Below are 18240 nucleotides of genomic sequence, written 5' to 3'. Positions count from 1 at the left end.
CCCGGGTCCGCGCATCGCCTTGCGGGCGGCCAATGCTATGATCCGCGCCATTTTTTCGACCCGCAGAACCGTCTTTCCCCACGCGTATGAGCCAGGACCAACCGCTTTCCGCCCTTCCCTCCGCCGACGCCGATGCCTCCGGGCGGGAACGTCGCATCCGCAGTTTCATCCGCCGGCAGGGCCGCATTACGCTGGGGCAGGCGCGCGCGCTGGAGGCGCTGTGGCCGGTCTACGGGCTGGCGCCCGACCGGCCGCTCGACCCGGCAGGCCTGTTCGGCCGCGACGCGCCGCTGGTGCTGGAAATCGGCTTTGGCGATGGCGAATCCCTGGCGGCGATGGCGGCGGCCAACCGGAACGAGGATTTCGTCGGTATCGAGGTGCATCGGCCCGGCGTCGGGCATCTGCTGCTGCGGGCCGAGGCGCAGGCACTGACCAACCTGCGCGTGTACTGCGCAGATGCCATCGACATCCTGACGCATCGGGTTGCCGACCAGGCGCTGGATCGCGTGCAGCTGTTCTTCCCCGACCCCTGGCCGAAAAAGCGGCACCATAAGCGCCGCATCGTCAATGCTGACTTTCTGCGTCTGGTGGCGGGCAAGCTGAGACCGGGCGGCATCTTCCACGCCGCCACCGACTGGCAACCCTACGCGGAACACATGGCGGAGGCGCTGGAAACGTGTGCGAGCCTGGTCAGCCTGAATCCGGATTCACCCTATTCCCGGCGCCCGGCCTACCGGCCGCAGACCAAGTTCGAGCGGCGCGGCGAGCGCCTGGGACATGGCGTCTGGGACCTGCTCTACCGGCGGGTCTGAAACCCGGCCCGGCGCGGTCGGTCAGGGCTGAAGGATGCCCGGCAAGCGCGCCGGCCGGGCGATCCTGACGCGCTTCTCGCGGCCGGATTCGCCGGCCAGCAGTTCCACATTCCGCTTGGGCACGCCGAAGACCTCGGCCAGGAAGCCGATCAGGTGCTGGTTGGCCTTGCCGTCGACCGGGGGCGCGGTGATGCGGATTTTCAGCCGGCCGCCATGATAGCCGGCGATCTCGTCCCGCGAGGCACGCGGCTGGATGTGCAGGTCGAGAATCAGGTCCGGCGGCAGACTCACGGCGGGTTCAGTTGAGGAGGGTGGCGAGTTGCTGCAACGGCGGCAGCAGCAGCATCCTGGCCAGCTGGATGCCGATCAGCGGCACGATGGGAGAGAGGTCGATGCCCCCGGCGGCTGGCAGCAACCGGCGGCTGGCGTGCAGCAGGGGCTCGGTGAGGCTGTACAGCAGGGATATCATCGGGTTGTAGCGCATCGGACCCAGCCAGCTGAGCAACGCCCGGATGATGATGGCGTAGAAGTAGATGTTCAGCAGCAGCTCCAGCAGCTGCGCCACGGCCCAGATCGACAGCGCCGGAAAGGACGGCGCGGCGCCCTGGATCAGGAAGATCAGATAGCCGCCGAGCATCTGCAAGGCCAGCATCAGGACGATGGCGGCCGTGTCCACCCGTCCCAGCGCCGGGATGTACTGGCGCAGGAAGCGCAGCGGCGGATGGGTGACGCGGATCAGGAACTGCGAGACCGGGTTCTGGTAGTCCGCCCCGCTCCACTGGAACAGGAAGCGCAGCATCAGGGCGAAGAGGTACAGGCTGAACAGCGTGTCGGCGAGGAAGATGGCGGGGGCCACCCAATAGGCTTGGTTCATGTTCAGGCCCCCAGTTGTTCGGACAATTCCGTGGCGCGTCGGGCGGCGGCCTGCATGGCCCTGGCGACCAGCTCGCGCAGCCCGCCGGCCTCGAAGGCGGCGATGGCCTGCTCGGTGGTGCCGCCGGGCGAGGTGACGCGGCGCCGGAGTTCGGCCGGCGCCTCGTCGGATTCGATGGCGATGCGGCCGGCGCCCAGGGCGGTCTGCTGGCTGAGCAGCCGGGCAGTGGCGGCGGGCAGTCCCAGCGCGATGCCGGCCTCCTCCATCGCCTCCATGAGCAGGAAGAAATAGGCCGGGCCGCTGCCGGAGAGGGCCGTCACCGCGTCGAGCTGAGCCTCGTCGTCGACCCAGACGGTCAGGCCCACGGCGCGCAGGATCGCCTCCGCCTGGTTGCGCTGCTCGGCGCTGACCTGCTCGGTGGCATAGAGCCCGGTCGCGCCGGTCTTGACCATGGCCGGGGTGTTCGGCATGCAGCGCACGATGGCGACGTTGCCGCCCGCCCAGCGGTCGATGCTGCCGGCGCCGATGCCGGCGGCAATACTGACCACCAGCGGCCGGCGTGCCTGGATGATGTCGGCCAGGTCGCGCACGACGCCGCCCAGTATCTGCGGCTTGACCGCCAGCACCAGCACCTCCGCATGCTCGGCAACGATGGCATTGCGGGCGCTGGTCTGGACGCCATGGGCGCCGGCCAGTCGCGCCAGCGCCTGGGTATCGATATCGGATACCCAGAGGTGGTCGGCGGGGTAGCCGTCCGCGACCAGGCCGCCGATCAGGGCGCCAGCCATGTTGCCGGCGCCGATGAATCCGAGGGAAGGCTGTTTCATGGGATTGCGAATCCGGTTGCTGTTCGGGAGAGGCGGCATTCTAGCCTAGCGCACCCGCGGCCCAAACACGGCAGTGCCGACCCGAACCAGGGTGGCGCCTTCCAGGATGGCGGCTTCCAGGTCATCCGACATGCCCATGGAGAGCGTGTCCAGCCCCGGCAGGTCCAGGTTCTCCAGGGCCAGCCGCAGCGTGCGGAACGCCTGCCGCTGGGATGCGGGGTCAGCGGTCGGCGCCGGTATGGCCATGAGTCCGCGCAGCCGCAGCCGCGGCAGGGCGGCCACGGCCCGTGCCAGCTCCGGCAGTTCGGCCAGGTTGATACCGCTCTTGCTGTCCTCGTGGCTGATGTTGACCTGCAGGCAGATATTCAGCGCGGGCTTCTGGGAAGGACGCTGCTCGCTCAGGCGTTCGGCCACCTTGAGGCGGTCGACGCTATGGACCCAGTCGAAATGGGTGGCGATCGGACGGGTCTTGTTGGACTGTATCGGCCCGATGAAATGCCAGCGAATCGCCGGGCAGTCGGCCAGTTCCGCCTGCTTGGCCAGCGCCTCCTGCAGGTAGTTCTCGCCGAAGTCGCGCTGCCCGGCCTGGACGGCGGCGCGGATGGCAGCCGCCGGCTGGGTCTTGCTCACGGCGATCAGGCCGACGCCGCCGGGCGGGCGGCCGGCGGCGCGCTCGGCGGCGTGGATGCGTTCCTGGACGGCATGCAGGCGTTCGCTGAGGGTCGGAGTCATGGCACAAAACGGTTGATCTATACTGCGGCCCCGGTACATCCGGGCGCGGAAGAGCGTAAAGACTCCGATCCAGCGGCACAAGCCACATCCTGAGCGAGATGGACATCACCGAACTGCTCGCCTTCGCGGTCAAGCACAATGCCTCGGACCTGCACCTGTCGGCAGGCCTGCCGCCCATGATCCGCGTCGACGGCGACATCCGCCGCATCAACGTGCCGGCGCTGGACACCAAGGCGGTGCACGCGCTGATCTACGACATCATGAACGACAAGCAGCGGCGCGATTACGAGGAATTCTTGGAGTGCGACTTCTCGTTCGAGCTGTCGGGCATCGCCCGCTTCCGCGTCAATGCCTTCAACCAGGATCGTGGCTCGGCTGCCGTATTCCGCACCATTCCGTCGACGATCCTGACGCTGGAGCAGCTCGGCTGTCCGGCGTTCTTCCGCGAAGTCATCCGCCAGCCGCGCGGCCTGATCCTGGTCACCGGCCCGACCGGGTCGGGCAAGTCGACCACGCTGGCGGCGATGATCGACCACATCAACACCAACGACTACGCGCATATCCTGACCATCGAGGATCCGATCGAATTCGTGCACCAGAGCAAGCGCTGCCTGATCAACCAGCGCGAGGTGCACCGTGACACGCTGGGTTTCAACGAGGCGCTGCGCTCGGCCCTGCGCGAGGACCCGGACGTGATCCTGGTCGGCGAAATGCGTGACCTGGAAACCATCCGCCTGGCGCTGACCGCGGCGGAAACCGGACACCTGGTGTTCGGCACCCTGCACACCAGTTCCGCCGCCAAGACCATCGACCGCATCATCGACGTGTTCCCGGCCGCCGAAAAGGGCGTCATCCGCTCGATGCTGTCGGAATCGCTGCAGGCGGTCATTTCGCAGGCGCTGCTGAAGAAGACCGGCGGCGGCCGCACGGCGGCCTGGGAAATCATGGTCGGGACGCCAGCCATCCGCAACCTGATCCGCGAGGACAAGGTGGCGCAGATGTATTCGGCCATCCAGACCGGCCGCCGCGACGGCATGCAGACCCTGGACCAGCACTTGCAGGAACTGGTCGAGAAGGGCGTCGTCACCCGCGAGGCGGCGCGCACCAGGGCCGTCCAGAAGGCGGCCTTCTGAGTGCGCCGGCCGGCATGAACTTCACCACCCTGCTGGAGATCATGACGCGCCATCAGGCGTCGGACATGTTCATCACCGCGGATCGCGAGCCCACCATCAAGGTGGATGGCGTCCTGCAGCCGATGAGCCGCAACCGGCTGACCCGGGAGCAGGCGCTGCAGGTGGTGTTCAGCATCATGAACGCGGCGCAGCGGAAGGAGTTCGAGCGCACCCACGAGTGCAACTTCGCCATCGAGGCCGGCGAACTCGGCCGCTTCCGCGTCAGCGCCTTCATGCAGCGCGATTGCGCGGCGATGGTGCTGCGCCGCATCCAGACGCAGGTGCCCGGCTGGCAGGAACTGGGGCTGCCGGCCATCCTCGGCGAGCTGGTGATGCAGAAACGCGGCCTGATCCTGTTCGTCGGCGGCACCGGCACCGGCAAGTCGACCTCGCTGGCCGCGCTGATCCGCCACCGCAACGAACATTCCAGCGGCCACATCATCACCATCGAGGACCCGCTAGAGTACGTGCATGCGCATGCCGGCTGCATCGTCACCCAGCGCGAGGTCGGCATCGACACGGAATCCTACGAGGTGGCGCTGAAGAACACCCTGCGCCAGGCGCCCGACGTGATCCTGATCGGCGAGATCCGCACGCGGGAAACCATGCAGCAGGCCATCACCTTCGCCGAGACCGGCCACCTGTGCCTCAGCACCCTGCACGCCAACAACGCCAATCAGGCACTGGACCGCATCCTGCACTTCTTCCCGGAGGAGATGCACCCGCAGCTGTTCATGGACCTGTCCCTGAACCTGCGCGCCATCGTTGCGCAGCAGCTGCTCCGCCGGCGCGACGGCAAGGGTCGGGTAGCGGCCATCGAGATCCTGGTCAACACGCCGCGTGCCGCCGACCTCATCCGCAAGGGCGAGGTGCATCTGCTCAAGGAACTGATGAAGCATTCCCGCGAGCAAGGCATGCAGACCTTCGACCAGTGCCTGTTCGCACTCTACCGGGACGGCAGGATCGACTACGAGGATGCCCTGCGTGCTGCGGATTCGCAGAACGAGGTGCGGCTGATGATCAAGCTGGCCGAGGACGCCAGCCATCCCGATGCGCCGGACCCCACGGCCGGCATGACGCTGGTGGAGGACGACGGGCCGGACTGATCCGCCGGCGTCCCGCGCCAAGGCCGGCGAAGGGCGGCGCATCCCGTATAATCCATGCCACTGCCTGTTGCACGCCGCCGGCGCCATCGAAGGGATCGGCCGTGATCGTGGCACAGCATCGAAACCGGGATACCCATAAACCTTGGACAAGGCCGAATTCCTCACCGGGTGGCTGCCCTACCTGCTGCCCGTCGCCATCCTGCTGGTGTTTCTCACCGGTGTCCGCCTGCTGCGAGCCCGGCGCTCCACCCGCACCAGCTACACGCGGCAGGATTTCCTGCTGTCGCCGGAGGAACGCCAGCTGTACAAAGCCCTGCGCCAGGCCATCGGCGAGGACTATGCGGTCTTCGGCCGGGTGCGCATCGACGATATCGTCACCCCGCGTGCCGCGACCGGCACCGATGCCGCCTGGGATGCCCTGGAGCAACTGGGCGAGATGCACTTCCCGTTCGTGCTCTGCAAGCTCTCGGATCTGTCCATCGCCTGCGCCATCCAGCTGGTCCAGCACAAGCTGCCGGGGCGCCGGGGCCGCGAGCTGGCCGAACATCCGCTGAAAACCATCTGCGCCGCGGCCGGCCTGCCGCTGCTGCGCATGGAAGCCAGCCCCTTTTACGACCGCCACGATATCCGCCAGGCCGTTGCCGAGGCCGTGCGCCGGGAGCCGTTGTTCATCACCGAAACCGATGGCCGCAAGGAGCCGACCATCGCCGAACTGGAAAAACTGGAGCTCTGAACCGTCATGTGGACCCTGTACGGGATCAAGAACTGCGACAGCTGCCGCAAGGCCGCTGCCTGGTTGCACGCGCACGGCCGCGCCCACCGTTTTCACGACCTGCGCGCCGACGGGCTGGAACCCGCCCTGCTGCAGGACTGGGCAAGCCGGCTGGGCTGGGAAAACCTGCTCAACCGCAAGAGCACGACCTGGCGCCAGCTGCCCGAGGCGGCGCGCCAGGACCTGGACGAGGCGCGCGCGCTGGCACTGATGCTGGCGCAGCCAACGCTGATCAAGCGGCCGCTGCTGGTCGCCGGCGACCGCCTGCTGGCGGGATTTTCAACCGAACGCTATGCCGAGCTGACATGAGCGCAACCCTGGAACTGACCTGCGAACTCATCCGCCGGCGCTCGGTGACCCCGGACGATGCCGGCTGCATGGAGCTGATCGCCGAGCACCTGTCGCCCTGCGGCTTCACCCTGGAGCGGCTGGACTTCGCCGACACGCAGAATCTCTACATGCGCCACGGAACCGGGGCGCCGCTGCTGGTGCTCCTGGGACATACCGATGTGGTGCCGTCCGGACCGGAATCGGACTGGCGCCATCCACCCTTCGCGCCGGTGATCGAGAACGGCCTGCTGCACGGCCGTGGCGCCGCCGACATGAAGAGCGGTGTCGCCGCCATGGTGACGGCGCTGCAACGCTTCGTCACCCGCCATCCCGACCACAGGGGCTCGGTCGCCATCCTCATGACCAGCGACGAGGAAGGGACGGCAACCCATGGCGTGGCCAGGGTCATCGAGACCTTCGAGGCGCGCGGGGAAAAGATCACCTGGTGCCTGATCGGCGAACCGTCGAGCTTCGACCGGCTGGGCGACGTCATCCGGATCGGCCGCCGCGGCTCGCTCTGCGGCACTCTGACCGTGCATGGCGTGCAGGGTCACGTGGCCTACCCGGACAAGGCCGACAACCCGATCCACCGCCTTGCCCCGGCGCTGGCGGAACTGACGGCGGAAGTGTGGGACGCGGGCAATGACTGCTTCCCGCCGACCAGCTTCCAGGTCTCGAACATCCAGGCCGGCACCGGCGCCGAGAATGTCATCCCCGGGCGGCTGGTGGCCAGTTTCAACTTCCGCTACTCCACGGCGCTCACCGAGGCCGACATCCGGAGGCGCGTCCACGCCATACTCGACCGGCATGGCCTGCGCTACGAGCTGGACTGGCGGCTGTCCGGGGCACCGTTCCTGACCACGGGCACGACGCTGATCGAGGCGACCCAGTCGGCCCTGCGGCGGGTGGTCGGCCAGCCGGCGCGGGCGGATACCGGCGGCGGCACCTCCGACGGCCGCTTCGTCGCGCCCACCGGCGCCGAAGTGGTGGAACTCGGCCCCCTGAACGGGACGATCCACAAGGTCAACGAAGCGGTCCCGGTGGCGGACCTTGACCTGCTGTCCGACATCTACGAAAACATCCTGGTCAACCTGCTGGTTGCATGAACCTTCGGACTGGAGCCACCGCATGACCGAACAAGCAAACGCCCCCCTGGTTTCCGCCGAGTGGCTGGCCGAACGGCTGGACGCGCCGGACCTGGTCATCCTGGATGCCACCTTCTTCCTGCCGAGCCAGGGTCGCAACGCGCGCGACGAGTACCTGCACGCGCACATTCCCGGCGCCCTGTTCTTCGATATCGACGTGATCGCCGATCACGACACGCCGCTGCCGCACATGCTGCCAAGCGCCGAGGCGTTCTCGGCGGCGGCCGGCAAGCTCGGCATCGAGGAATTCACCACGGTCGTCATCTACGACAACAACGATTTCATGGCCGCCGCCCGCGCCTGGTGGACTTTCCGGGTCTTCGACCACGACCATGTCCTGGTGCTCGACGGTGGGCTGGCCCGCTGGCAGGCGCTGAACCTGCCCACGCGCTCGGGACCGGAGCCGGCGCAGAGCCGCCACTTCCACGCGGTTCATCGCCCCGCGCTGGTGCGCAACCTCGACGAGATACGCGACGCCATCGGCCATCCCGAGACGCAGTTGCTGGACGCCCGCTCGCCGGGCCGCTTCACCGGCAGCGAGCCGGAGCCGCGACCGGAACTCCGGTCCGGACACATCCCCGGCAGCCACAACCTGTTCTTCCGCCGCCTGATCGACGACGACAGCCACTGCCTGAAGCCGGTCGACGCGCTGCGCCAGGCGTTCCTCGCCGCCGGCATCGACCCGGACAAGCCGGTCGTCACCACCTGCGGCAGTGGCGTCACCGCCGCGATCCTGGCCCTGGGTCTCTACCGTCTGGGCAACGAATACGTGGCGGTCTACGACGGCTCCTGGTCGGAGTGGGGCGCCCGCGAGGATATGCCGGTCAGCACCGGCGCGGCATGACCGGGACAGGCGGAATGGTGGCGACGGCGACCCGCTCGCCCCGGCCGGGCCTAAAACCCAGTATTTTTCTCAACAAAGAAGTTTTGCCATAATACGGCTTTATTGCCCGCAAGCAGCGCGATCAACGACGCATGGCCAGAAAAGCTCCGCATTTCGAAGAGTCGTTGACCGAGCTGGAGCAGCTGGTCGAGCGCATGGAGCAGGGCAATCTCTCCCTGGAGGAATCCCTGCGCCTATTCGAACGCGGCGTGCAGCTGACGCGCAGCTGCCAGAATGCCCTCAAGGAAGCCGAGCAGAAAGTTCGCATCCTGCTGGAAGAAAACGGCGAACCCACCTACAAGCCTTTCACCGATGACATCTCCTGACGCCTTGCCAGACTTCATGGCGGCCTGCCAGACCCGCGCCGAAGCCGCCCTGGACGCCCGCCTGCCCGCCGAGACCCGCATGCCGGAACGGCTGCACCAGGCCATGCGCTATTCCGCGCTGGGCGGCGGCAAGCGGCTGCGGCCGCTGCTCACCTATGCCACCGGGCAGGCGCTGGGCCTGGCGCTCGACCTGCTGGACGGCCCGGCAGCCGCGGTGGAGATGATTCACGTCTACTCGCTGATTCACGACGACCTGCCGGCGATGGACAACGACACCCTGCGGCGCGGCAAGCCCACCTGTCATATCGCCTTCGACGAGGCCACCGCGATCCTCGCCGGCGACGGCCTGCAGGCGCTGGCGTTTCACGTGCTGGCCCATGACCCGAGCATCAGGGTACCGGCGGAAAACCGCGTCGCCATGATCGAGTGCCTGGCCATGGCCAGCGGCTCGCTCGGCATGGTCGGCGGCCAGGCCATCGACCTGGATGCGGTCGGCCAGGCGCTGGACCTGCCGACCCTCGAAAGCATGCACATCCGCAAGACCGGCGCCCTGATCCGTGCCAGCGTCAAGCTGGCGGCGCTGGCCCAGACGCCCATCGAGCCGGTGGTGACCGACCGCCTCGACCACTATGCCAAGTGCATCGGGCTGGCCTTCCAGATCCAGGACGACATCCTCGACGAGGAAAGCGATACCCAGACCCTCGGCAAGACCCAGGGCAAGGATCGCGACAACAACAAGCCCAACTACCCGGCCCTGCTGGGGCTGGCCGGCGCCAAACAGAAGGCCCGGGAGCTGCACGAATCGGCGCTGGACAGCCTCGCGGGCATGGGCCCGGAGGCCAACCTGCTGCGCGAGTTGTCGCGGTTCATCATCGAGAGGCATCATTGACCCCGGCAGCCCCGCCCGGCTGGCCGCAGAGCCGCTGCCTCGCCATGCGACACGGAAACCTCGCGCGCTTCATCAACTAGGTTGCATCACCCGCGGCGCTCGCCGACCGCCAGGACAGAACTCCCCATGACTCAATCCACCCACGCCCCCCTGCTCGACACCATCACCGACCCGGCCGACCTGCGCGCCCTGTCGGAAGACCAGCTGCCGCAACTGGCCGAGGAACTGCGCGACTTCCTGCTGCACAGCGTCAGCCAGTCGGGCGGCCACCTGGCGGCGGGCCTGGGCACGGTCGAGCTGACGATCGCGCTGCACTATGTCTTCGATACCCCGCACGACCGGCTGGTCTGGGACGTCGGCCATCAGGCCTATCCGCACAAGATCCTGACCGGGCGGCGCGAACGCATGCCCACCATCCGCAAGAAGGACGGGCTGTCGGCCTTCCCCTGCCGCAACGAGAGCGACTACGACACCTTCGGCGTGGGTCACTCCAGCACCTCCATCAGCGCCGCCCTGGGCATGGCCATCGCCGCCCGGCTGGAACAGCGCAACGCCCATGCCGTGGCCATCATCGGCGACGGCGGGCTGACCGGCGGCATGGCCTTCGAGGCCCTCAATCATGCCGGTGCCCTGGACGCCAACCTGCTGGTCGTGCTCAACGACAACGAGATGTCGATCTCGCCGAACGTGGGAGCGATGAACAACTACCTGGCCAAGCTGCTGTCGGGCCGCTTCTATTCCACCATCCGGCAGGGCAGCAAGCAGCTGCTGAAGAATCGCATGCCGACGGTGTGGGAGCTGGCCCGGCGGGCGGAAGAGCATGTCAAGGGTATGGTCGCACCCGGTACCCTGTTCGAGGAGCTGGGCTTCAACTACATCGGCCCGATCGACGGCCACGACCTGGACACGCTGATCACGACCCTGCGCAACCTGCGCCAGACCGATGGCCCTCGGTTCCTGCATGTCGTCACCAGGAAGGGCAAGGGCTACCTGCCGGCCGAAAAGGACCCGGTCGCCTATCATGGCGTCGGTACCTTCGATCCCAGCAAGGACCACCTGCCCAAGGCCAAGCCCAGCTCGCCGACCTACACCGAGGTGTTTGGGCAGTGGCTGTGCGACATGGCCGAACGCGACCCGCGCCTGCTCGGCGTCACGCCGGCGATGCGGGAAGGTTCGGGACTGGTGGAATTCGAGAAACGCTTCCCGGAACGCTATTTCGACGTCGGCATCGCCGAGCAGCATGCCGTGACACTGGCGGCCGGCCAGGCCTGCGAGGGCTTCAAGCCGGTGGTCGCCATCTACTCGACCTTCCTGCAGCGCGCCTATGACCAGCTGATCCATGACGTGGTGCTGCAGCAGCTGCCCGTGCTGTTCGCCATCGACCGCGCCGGCCTGGTCGGCCCGGACGGCCCGACCCATGCCGGCAGCTTCGACCTCAGCTATCTGCGCTGCCTGCCGGGCATGGTCATCATGGCGCCGGCCGACGAGAACGAATGCCGGCAGATGCTCTACACCGGCTTCCTGCTCGACGGTCCGGCCGCGGTCCGCTATCCGCGTGGCAAGGGTCCCGGCACGCCGGTCGAAGCGGCCATGAGCGCGCTGCCGCTGGGCAAGGCCGACGTGCGGCGCCAGGGCAAGGGCATCGCGCTGCTGGCCTTCGGCGCCATGGTCCAGCCGGCCCTGGAAGTCGGCGAGCAGCTGAATGCCACGGTCGTCAACATGCGCTTCGTGAAACCCCTGGATGAGGCACTGATCCTGAGGCTGGCCAAGGAGCACGAACTGCTGGTCACGATCGAGGAAAACGTCATCTCCGGCGGCGCCGGCAATGGCGTCAACGAGGTGCTGAACGCCCACCATTGCCGCACGCCGCTGCTCACCATCGGCCTGCCCGACCTGTTCATCGAGCAGGGCACCCGCGAAGAAGTGCTGTCAGTGGCAGGACTGGATACAGCCGGCATCCTGAAGAGCATCGAGCATTACCGCGCGACCGGCGCCAAACCCGCCAGGAAAAGCGCCTGATGGAACGGATCAAGGCCAGGATCCGCGACATTCCCGATTTCCCCAGGCCAGGCATCCTCTTCAAGGACATCACGCCAGTGGTACTCGATGCCGAGTGCCTGCGGCTGGCCGTGGAGTGCCTGCACCGGCCGTTCCTCGGCCAGGGCGTCACCGCGGTCGCCGGCATGGAGGCTCGCGGCTTCATCTTCGGTTCCCTGGTGGCCTGGGAATTGGGCGTTGGCTTCGTGCCGCTGCGCAAGCCCGGCAAGCTGCCCTACCACCAGGTGAAATCGATGGAATACGACCTGGAGTACGGATCGGCCGCCCTGGAGGTACATACCGATGCCGTCGGCGAGGGTGACCGCGTACTGATCATCGATGACCTGCTGGCAACCGGCGGCACGGCACGGGCCAGCTGCGAGCTGATCGAGTCGCTGGGTGCCGAGGTGGCGGGGTGCGCCTTCATGGTCGAACTGGACGCGCTGCGCGGCCGCGACAGACTGGAGCGCTGGCCGATTCATTCGCTGCTGCATTATTGATCGAGCGGCGCCGCCGCCCGCCGGAATGCCGCCCCGGGGCGGCACCGCGAAACCACGCCTGACCGAGGATACCCGCCTGATACGCCTGTTGCAGCTGACGGATTTTCATCTTCGCAAGGCGCCCGGCGACACGCTGCTGGGCGTGGATACCGAGCGCAGCTTCCGGGAAACGCTGGCTGCCGCGCTTGCCGATGGCACCCCGCCCGATCTGGCGCTGCTGACCGGGGACCTGGTCCAGGATGCCTGCCCCGAAACCTACATGCGCCTGGCCAGCCTACTGGCCGACCTGCCCTGCCAGGCCTGGTGCCTGCCCGGCAATCATGACGATCCGGCACTGCTGGCGCGCCATCTGGCCGGGGGACGCCTGCATGTCCAACCGCAGATACTGCTGCCGGACTGGCAGATCATCTGTCTGGACAGCACCGTGCCTGGCTCGCCGAAGGGCCGCTTGTCGGCGGCGCAACTCGCGACACTGGCCAGCCTCCTGGAACAGCAACCGGAGCGGCACGCCCTGATCGCCCTGCACCACCACCCGGTCCCGAGCGGTAGCGCCTGGATGGACACGATGCAGCTCGAAAACACCGGCGCGTTCTTCGAGCAGCTCTCGCGGCACCCACAGGTGCGCGGCATCGTCTTCGGCCACATCCACCAAGTTCTGGATGAGGAACTGAACGGCATTCGCCTGCTGGGTAGCCCGTCGACCTGCTTCCAGTTCGGACCACGGCAGGCGGATTTCGGCCTGGACGCGGTTCCGCCGGGATATCGCTGGATCGAGTTGCGCGAGGACGGTACCCTGGCGACCGTGGTCAGGCGCCTGGACCGGTTGCCGGCAGGGCTGGATGTCGGCTCGGCCGGCTATTGAGCGGCACGGCGATGAGGGTCAGTGGTGCTCGGCCTGCAACAGCGCCGGCAGTTCGGACTTGGGTCGGGCGAAACCAAGCAGGTCGCCCAGTTCGGTCAGGGCCTGCTGGTAGACCTGGCGCTTGAAATAGACCACATCCCTGACCGGATCCCAGTAGTCGACCCAGCACCAGGTATCGAATTCGGGCTTTACCGAGCAATCCAGCCGGATATGGGATTCCGGCGACATCAGCCGCAGCATGAACCATAGCTGCTTCTGGCCGATGCAGAGCGGATAGGAACGCTTGCGGATGTAACGCTCCGGCAGGTCGTAATGCAGCCACTGGCTGGTGCGCCCGATCAGCTGGACATCGCGGCTGCGCAGGCCGACCTCCTCGTAGAGCTCCCGGTACATGGCGTCCTCGGGATTCTCGTTGCGCTTGATGCCGCCCTGGGGAAACTGCCAGGAACGCATGCCGACCCGGCGCGCCCAGAAGACACGGCGCTCGTTGTTGCAAAGCACGATGCCGACATTCAGGCGGTATCCGTCACGGTCTATCATGGCTGGCCAGGTTCAGGAATTCGAATAGGTATAATCCGCGGCTTTGTGCCGCCGGCCGCGGGGCCAGCAGGCGAGCCCACCGCGCCGGGTCAGACCGGCCTTTTCACTAATCGCCGAATGTAAAGGAAACGCGTGACTCTGGCAATCTTTGACCTCGACAACACCCTCATCGCCGGTGACAGCGATTATCTCTGGGGCCAGTTCCTCGTCGACCGGGGTATCGTCGATCGCGATCATTATGAAGCGGCAAATGCGCGCTTCTATGAGGACTACAAGGCGGGGAAACTGGATATCGGCGAATTCCTGGCCTTCGCCCTGAAACCGTTGTCGGAGCACCCGGCCGACCAGCTTCACCGCTGGCGATCGGCGTTCGTGCACGAAAAGATCGAACCGATCCTGCTGCCGGCCGCGCGCGAGCTGATCGCGCGCCACCGGGCGGCGGGCGACACCCTGCTGATCGTCACCGCGACCAACCGCTTCGTCACCGAACCCATCGCGGTGCTGTACGGCATCGAGCACCTGATCGCCACCGCGCCGGAGTTCAGCGATGGCCACTACACCGGCCGATACGAGGGCACCCCCTGCTTCCAGGCCGGCAAGGTTACCCGGCTACAGGAATGGCTGGCCGGGAACGGACACGATCTCCGCGGCAGCTGGTTCTACAGCGACTCCCACAACGACTTGCCCCTGCTCGAACAGGTGGAGCACCCGGTGGCAGTCGACCCGGACGCTATCCTGGAACGGGAGGCCGAGAGCCGGGGCTGGTCCGTGATCAGCCTGCGCGACGGCAGCTGTCCCGATCACCACCTGACGCGGGTGGGCCGGGGCAAGCCCTGGCTGTGAGCGACTAGCGCCGGGTTGCCGGAACTGTCCCACGGCCGGCGTTCAGCCCTTGCGGATCAGGTAGATGAAGACGCCGGTCTCCTCGCGCCAGTCCAGCAGCGCGTGACCCGTCTGCTCGACGAAAACCCCGAAATCCAGCACCGACGCCGGATCGGTCGCCAACACCCGCACGACTTGCCCACCCTCCAGGGTTTGCAGGGCCTTTTTCAGGCGCAGCAACGGCAAGGGACACATGAGCCCGCGGGTGTCGATTTCCAGATCGAACGCCAGCAAGGCCGACAACCGATCGCCCCCGGCATGACCACCGCTCATGCCAGGACCTCCAGGCTGTCCACCCGCTGAAACCCGCGCGGCAGGTGATTGCCGCGGCGGCCACGGCCTCCCAGATAGCCGGCAAGCTCCGATGCCGACAGGCTCAGGTGGCGCTTGCCACAGTGGAGCCTGAGCCCGGCGCCCGCCGGGAGGCCCGTCATCGCCAGTAGGCTGTCGGTGCCATTGGCCAGTTCCTCCGTCACGATCTGGATCAGCTTGTTGCCCTTGCCCTTGTTCAGCACCGGGATCTCGGCCGCCGGGAACGCCAGCAGGCGCCCCTGCCGGGTCACGACCGCCACCGTATCGTGTTCCGGCGCGGCAATGCGGACGGGGCGCAGCACCGTGGCATGGGGGGGCACGGTCAGCAGTGCCTTGCCGGTGCGGTTCTTGCTGTGGAACTCCTTCAGCGGCGCGAGGAACCCGTAGCCCGCACTGGTGGCCAGGAGATACCAGTCCTCCTCGCCGCCGGCCAGAACCGCGCTGAAGACGGCGCCGCCTGGCGGACTCAGGCGCCCGGTCAACGGCTCGCCCTGGGTACGCGCCGAGGGCAGCTCATGCGCCGGCACGGCATAACTCCGGCCGGTGGAATCCAGCAGGTAGACCGGCTGGTTGCTGCGGCCGGCGGCCGCGGCGAGGAAGCTGTCCCCGGAGCGATAGGCCAACGACGGCGGATCGACCTCGTGGCCCTTGGCGGCCCGTATCCAGCCCTTCTCGGACAGAATGATGGTCACCGGCTCGCTGCCGATCACCGCCGTCACGTCCAGCGCCTGCGCCGCCTGGCGGGCGACGATGGGCGAACGACGCGCATCGCCGTAGCGGTCCGCATCCTGCCGCAGTTCCTGCTGGATCAGGTTCCTGAGCTGCTGCGGCGACGCCAGCAGGCCCTCCAGGCGCTCGCGCTCCTCCGACAGTTCCGCCTGCTCGCCGCGGATCCTCATCTCCTCCAGCTTGGCGAGATGGCGCAATTTCAGCTCCAGGATGGCCTCGGCCTGGACATCGGTGAGTCCGAAGCGCGCCATCAGCACCGGCTTGGGCTGATCCTCGCGGCGGATGATGGCGATGACCTCGTCGATATTGAGAAAGGCGATCAAGAGACCATCGAGGATGTGCAGCCGGGCGAGGACCCTGTCCAGCCGATGTTGCAGACGGCGGCGGACGGTCTCGGTGCGGAAACTCAGCCACTCGACCAGAATGTCGCGCAAGCCCTTGACCTGCGGCTTGCCGCTGAGACCGATCATGTTGAGATTGACGCGGTAGCTCTTCTCCAGATCGGTGGTGGCAAACAGATGCGACATCAGCTGCTCGGCATCGCATTTGCGACCGCGCGGCATGATCACCAGGCGACAGGGATTCTCATGGTCGGACTCGTCGCGCAGGTCCTCGACCAGCGGCAGCTTCTTGGCCTGCATCTGCGCGGCGATCGCCTGCAGGACGGTGTCGCCCGAGACCTGGTGCGGCAGCGCCGTGATGACGATGTTGCCATCCTCGACCTCCCAGCGGGCACGGAGGCGCACCGAACCGTTGCCGGTGCGATAGAGGCGGAGGATGTCCTCGCGCGGGGTGATGATTTCCGCCTCGGTAGTGAAGTCGGGTCCGCGCACATGCTCGCACAGGGCTTCCAGGCTGGCGTCCGGCGTTTCCAGCAGGTGGATGCAGGCCTCGACCACTTCGCGCAGGTTGTGCGGCGGGATGTCGGTGGACATGCCGACGGCAATGCCGGTGGCGCCGTTCAGCAGCACGTTCGGCAGCCGCGCCGGCAACAGCCGCGGCTCGTCCTTGGTGCCGTCGTAATTGGCCTGCCAGTCCACCGTGCCCTGCTCCAGTTCCGCCAGCAGGGTCTGCGCGTAGGGCGTCAGGCGCGACTCGGTATAGCGCATGGCGGCGAAGGATTTGGGATCGTCCGGCGAGCCCCAGTTGCCCTGGCCGTCGATCAGGGGATAGCGGTAGGAAAAGGGCTGCGCCATCAGCACCATGGCCTCGTAGCAGGCCTGGTCGCCGTGCGGGTGATACATGCCGAGCACATCGCCCACGGTACGGGCGGATTTCTTGTACTTGGCGGTCGGCGAGAGGCCCAGCTCGGACATGGCATAGACGATGCGCCGCTGCACCGGTTTCAGCCCGTCGGCGATGTGGGGCAGGGCGCGATCGAGGATGACGTACATGGAATAGTCCAGGTACGCCTTCTCGGTGAAGTCGAGCAGGGGCAGCTGTTCGTGGGAGAGTGCGTTCACGAATGACGTTCGGATGAGGGAACAGGATGTCAGGCGTCGCCTGGACGCCGAATTCTAGCGGGTTCCGGAGGGATCGTCCCGGCCCGGGGACGCGCGTTCCCTTGCCGGTCCTCCGGTACCCGTTTCCCCGGGCAGGAGGACCGGCACCCTGGCCTGACGAGGGATGGGCCAGCCCGACTCGATGGATTGTGCCCGGGAACTCGACGGGGCGATGACTTTCCGCAAGCCAGTCGCGGCAAGCGCGGTCATCCGCGCTTCGTGGGCAGGCACAGCATTGCGCTGGCAACCCCTGCCGATGGCAGGCTTGCTGCCAGGGCCGGGCCATCCGTCACGTCCACGTCCGGATGTCCCGGGGCAATCCGCCAGAACGGCTATCCCGGCGCCGGTCTTTCCGCACCACCCGCCGGCATGAAACCGGCCATTACCCTTCGGAAAACCCGGTATGCCGCCGTATTCCCGCCGTGGGAATACCCTGGGCGCTGGCTGACCAGGGTTACTTGAGAATCAGTTTCTTCGAGATGCGTTTCTCTTCGCCGGAAAGCACGCTGCCCGTGGTGGTATCGAGGAATGAGAAAAGGCTGCCATCGGGCTGCACATAGATGTTGTAGACCGTCCCGCCGTCATAGGTCAGGGTGCCCGAGCAGTCCCCTTCGATACGGTAGGTTCCGACGAACGAACCATTGACAGGGTCGCTGCTGTCGCTCCCGAACCCGATGATGTTGCCCTTGCCGTCATAGGTTTCCATACCGCTCTCGGCAAAGGGATTGCCCTCGTCGTAACCCCGTTCCGAGTACAGGTAGGTGCCCTTCAAGGTCTGGATGGAACAGAATTTCTGGGTTTTCTCGCTCTGGGCCTGGACGGCTGTAGCATGGTCGTGCCCCCGCCCCGATCTTGCCGCCAGGAGATCGCCGGAAGCGAGGAAAAGCGCCAGAGTGCAGGCGGCATATACAGTGACGGAGTTCACGGCAGGTACCTCTCTTGTGCTTATGATATCGGCCTGTTCGACTGTACAGCATGCGGTGTGCGGCCACAACGTCGGCCCTGATT

Annotated in this window: 21 protein-coding genes; 13 read left to right on the top strand and 8 right to left on the bottom strand. The window is 66.9% G+C overall.

The annotated features are described in order from the left end of the window. The first annotated feature begins 86 nt into the window (after window positions 1–86). Window positions 87–812, top strand: a complete 726-nt coding sequence (trmB, locus tag ACYQ1H_RS13800) for a tRNA (guanosine(46)-N7)-methyltransferase TrmB (RefSeq protein WP_460028626.1) — start codon at window positions 87–89, stop codon at window positions 810–812. Between the two features lie 21 nt (window positions 813–833). On the opposite strand, the gene ACYQ1H_RS13795 is transcribed toward trmB, so the two are convergent. From ACYQ1H_RS13795 to ACYQ1H_RS13780, 4 genes are read right to left on the bottom strand one after another with little or no spacing between them, the layout of a single operon-like run. Beyond that, window positions 834–1103, bottom strand: coding sequence for a DUF167 family protein (locus ACYQ1H_RS13795; RefSeq protein WP_460028625.1), 270 nt, complete (start codon window positions 1101–1103; stop codon window positions 834–836). A gap of 7 nt (window positions 1104–1110) precedes the next feature. Next, entirely contained in the window at window positions 1111–1686 is a 576-nt protein-coding gene (locus tag ACYQ1H_RS13790) for a YggT family protein (RefSeq protein WP_460028624.1), read from the bottom strand. A 2-nt stretch (window positions 1687–1688) separates the two neighbouring features. Then, complete coding sequence (gene proC / locus ACYQ1H_RS13785; protein ID WP_460028623.1) at window positions 1689–2513, bottom strand: pyrroline-5-carboxylate reductase; 825 nt, start codon at window positions 2511–2513, stop codon at window positions 1689–1691. 45 nt (window positions 2514–2558) lie between these two features. After that, the gene (locus ACYQ1H_RS13780; RefSeq protein ID WP_460028622.1) at window positions 2559–3245 is read right to left on the bottom strand and encodes a YggS family pyridoxal phosphate-dependent enzyme; all 687 of its coding nucleotides are present in this window, start codon (window positions 3243–3245) and stop codon (window positions 2559–2561) included. Window positions 3246–3343: 98 nt separating this feature from the next. On the opposite strand from ACYQ1H_RS13780, the gene ACYQ1H_RS13775 reads away from it, so the two are divergent. The 11 genes from ACYQ1H_RS13775 to cpdA all read left to right on the top strand — a co-directional run bounded on the left by ACYQ1H_RS13775 (window position 3344) and on the right by cpdA (window position 13267). Further along, entirely contained in the window at window positions 3344–4378 is a 1035-nt protein-coding gene (locus tag ACYQ1H_RS13775) for a type IV pilus twitching motility protein PilT (RefSeq protein ID WP_460028621.1), read from the top strand. A 14-nt stretch (window positions 4379–4392) separates the two neighbouring features. Continuing rightward, window positions 4393–5523 (top strand): PilT/PilU family type 4a pilus ATPase, encoded by a 1131-nt coding sequence (locus ACYQ1H_RS13770; protein WP_460028620.1) that lies wholly within the window; start codon window positions 4393–4395, stop codon window positions 5521–5523. Between the two features lie 142 nt (window positions 5524–5665). Then, window positions 5666–6256 carry a DUF2726 domain-containing protein gene (locus ACYQ1H_RS13765; protein ID WP_460028619.1) on the top strand — a complete coding sequence of 197 codons (591 nt, stop codon included), beginning with the start codon at window positions 5666–5668 and terminating at the stop codon, window positions 6254–6256. Window positions 6257–6262: 6 nt separating this feature from the next. Beyond that, window positions 6263–6604: an ArsC family reductase gene (locus ACYQ1H_RS13760; RefSeq protein ID WP_460028618.1), complete on the top strand. Its 342-nt coding sequence runs from the start codon at window positions 6263–6265 to the stop codon at window positions 6602–6604. Beyond that, complete coding sequence (gene dapE, locus ACYQ1H_RS13755) at window positions 6601–7731, top strand: succinyl-diaminopimelate desuccinylase (RefSeq protein ID WP_460028617.1); 1131 nt, start codon at window positions 6601–6603, stop codon at window positions 7729–7731. The genes ACYQ1H_RS13760 and dapE overlap by 4 nt, the downstream gene beginning before the upstream one ends. Before the next feature lie 22 nt (window positions 7732–7753). Further along, a complete protein-coding gene (sseA, locus tag ACYQ1H_RS13750) occupies window positions 7754–8614 on the top strand; it encodes a 3-mercaptopyruvate sulfurtransferase (protein WP_460028616.1) in 861 nt (286 codons plus the stop codon). A gap of 131 nt (window positions 8615–8745) precedes the next feature. Further along, window positions 8746–8979 (top strand): exodeoxyribonuclease VII small subunit, encoded by a 234-nt coding sequence (locus tag ACYQ1H_RS13745; protein WP_460028615.1) that lies wholly within the window; start codon window positions 8746–8748, stop codon window positions 8977–8979. Continuing rightward, window positions 8966–9868: a (2E,6E)-farnesyl diphosphate synthase gene (gene ispA, locus ACYQ1H_RS13740; RefSeq protein ID WP_460028614.1), complete on the top strand. Its 903-nt coding sequence runs from the start codon at window positions 8966–8968 to the stop codon at window positions 9866–9868. Before ACYQ1H_RS13745 ends, ispA begins: the two co-directional genes overlap by 14 nt. Window positions 9869–9994: 126 nt before the next feature. Next, window positions 9995–11887, top strand: coding sequence for a 1-deoxy-D-xylulose-5-phosphate synthase (dxs, locus tag ACYQ1H_RS13735; RefSeq protein WP_460028613.1), 1893 nt, complete (start codon window positions 9995–9997; stop codon window positions 11885–11887). Continuing rightward, window positions 11887–12405 (top strand): adenine phosphoribosyltransferase, encoded by a 519-nt coding sequence (locus ACYQ1H_RS13730; protein ID WP_460028612.1) that lies wholly within the window; start codon window positions 11887–11889, stop codon window positions 12403–12405. Before dxs ends, ACYQ1H_RS13730 begins: the two co-directional genes overlap by 1 nt. A gap of 25 nt (window positions 12406–12430) precedes the next feature. Then, the gene (gene cpdA / locus ACYQ1H_RS13725) at window positions 12431–13267 is read left to right on the top strand and encodes a 3',5'-cyclic-AMP phosphodiesterase (RefSeq protein ID WP_460028611.1); all 837 of its coding nucleotides are present in this window, start codon (window positions 12431–12433) and stop codon (window positions 13265–13267) included. An 18-nt stretch (window positions 13268–13285) separates the two neighbouring features. Here the strand turns inward: cpdA and ACYQ1H_RS13720 are convergent, their stop codons facing one another. Continuing rightward, window positions 13286–13807: an RNA pyrophosphohydrolase gene (locus tag ACYQ1H_RS13720; RefSeq protein ID WP_460028610.1), complete on the bottom strand. Its 522-nt coding sequence runs from the start codon at window positions 13805–13807 to the stop codon at window positions 13286–13288. 132 nt (window positions 13808–13939) lie between these two features. On the opposite strand from ACYQ1H_RS13720, the gene ACYQ1H_RS13715 reads away from it, so the two are divergent. Further along, complete coding sequence (locus tag ACYQ1H_RS13715; RefSeq protein WP_460028609.1) at window positions 13940–14650, top strand: histidinol-phosphatase; 711 nt, start codon at window positions 13940–13942, stop codon at window positions 14648–14650. Between the two features lie 42 nt (window positions 14651–14692). Here ACYQ1H_RS13715 and ACYQ1H_RS13710 read toward each other — a convergent pair whose 3' ends face one another. The 3 genes from ACYQ1H_RS13710 to ACYQ1H_RS13700 all read right to left on the bottom strand — a co-directional run bounded on the left by ACYQ1H_RS13710 (window position 14693) and on the right by ACYQ1H_RS13700 (window position 18157). After that, window positions 14693–14962: a sulfurtransferase TusA family protein gene (locus ACYQ1H_RS13710; RefSeq protein WP_460028608.1), complete on the bottom strand. Its 270-nt coding sequence runs from the start codon at window positions 14960–14962 to the stop codon at window positions 14693–14695. Then, the gene (gene parC / locus ACYQ1H_RS13705) at window positions 14959–17193 is read right to left on the bottom strand and encodes a DNA topoisomerase IV subunit A (RefSeq protein WP_460028607.1); all 2235 of its coding nucleotides are present in this window, start codon (window positions 17191–17193) and stop codon (window positions 14959–14961) included. Before parC ends, ACYQ1H_RS13710 begins: the two co-directional genes overlap by 4 nt. 493 nt (window positions 17194–17686) lie before the next feature. Continuing rightward, on the bottom strand, window positions 17687–18157 hold the full coding sequence (locus tag ACYQ1H_RS13700; protein WP_460028606.1) for a hypothetical protein: 471 nt from the start codon (window positions 18155–18157) through the stop codon (window positions 17687–17689). Window positions 18158–18240 lie beyond the last annotated feature (83 nt).

This window comes from Methyloparacoccus murrellii, from assembly GCF_054657115.1.
This window is presented reverse-complemented; position numbering and strand designations above follow the sequence as displayed.

Bases quoted from the DNA above. Each gene is read 5' to 3' on its own strand.
- dxs (WP_460028613.1), top strand. From the start codon at position 9,995: ATGACTCAATCCACCCACGCCCCCCTGCTCGACACCATCACCGACCCG.
- sseA (WP_460028616.1), top strand. From the start codon at position 7,754: ATGACCGAACAAGCAAACGCCCCCCTGGTTTCCGCCGAGTGGCTGGCC.
- proC (WP_460028623.1), bottom strand. From the start codon at position 2,513: ATGAAACAGCCTTCCCTCGGATTCATCGGCGCCGGCAACATGGCTGGC.
- ACYQ1H_RS13720 (WP_460028610.1), bottom strand. From the start codon at position 13,807: ATGATAGACCGTGACGGATACCGCCTGAATGTCGGCATCGTGCTTTGC.
- trmB (WP_460028626.1), top strand. From the start codon at position 87: ATGAGCCAGGACCAACCGCTTTCCGCCCTTCCCTCCGCCGACGCCGAT.
- ACYQ1H_RS13780 (WP_460028622.1), bottom strand. From the start codon at position 3,245: ATGACTCCGACCCTCAGCGAACGCCTGCATGCCGTCCAGGAACGCATC.
- cpdA (WP_460028611.1), top strand. From the start codon at position 12,431: ATGCCGCCCCGGGGCGGCACCGCGAAACCACGCCTGACCGAGGATACC.
- ACYQ1H_RS13770 (WP_460028620.1), top strand. From the start codon at position 4,393: ATGAACTTCACCACCCTGCTGGAGATCATGACGCGCCATCAGGCGTCG.
- dapE (WP_460028617.1), top strand. From the start codon at position 6,601: ATGAGCGCAACCCTGGAACTGACCTGCGAACTCATCCGCCGGCGCTCG.
- ispA (WP_460028614.1), top strand. From the start codon at position 8,966: ATGACATCTCCTGACGCCTTGCCAGACTTCATGGCGGCCTGCCAGACC.
- ACYQ1H_RS13760 (WP_460028618.1), top strand. From the start codon at position 6,263: ATGTGGACCCTGTACGGGATCAAGAACTGCGACAGCTGCCGCAAGGCC.
- ACYQ1H_RS13775 (WP_460028621.1), top strand. From the start codon at position 3,344: ATGGACATCACCGAACTGCTCGCCTTCGCGGTCAAGCACAATGCCTCG.
- ACYQ1H_RS13730 (WP_460028612.1), top strand. From the start codon at position 11,887: ATGGAACGGATCAAGGCCAGGATCCGCGACATTCCCGATTTCCCCAGG.
- ACYQ1H_RS13710 (WP_460028608.1), bottom strand. From the start codon at position 14,962: ATGAGCGGTGGTCATGCCGGGGGCGATCGGTTGTCGGCCTTGCTGGCG.
- ACYQ1H_RS13790 (WP_460028624.1), bottom strand. From the start codon at position 1,686: ATGAACCAAGCCTATTGGGTGGCCCCCGCCATCTTCCTCGCCGACACG.
- ACYQ1H_RS13745 (WP_460028615.1), top strand. From the start codon at position 8,746: ATGGCCAGAAAAGCTCCGCATTTCGAAGAGTCGTTGACCGAGCTGGAG.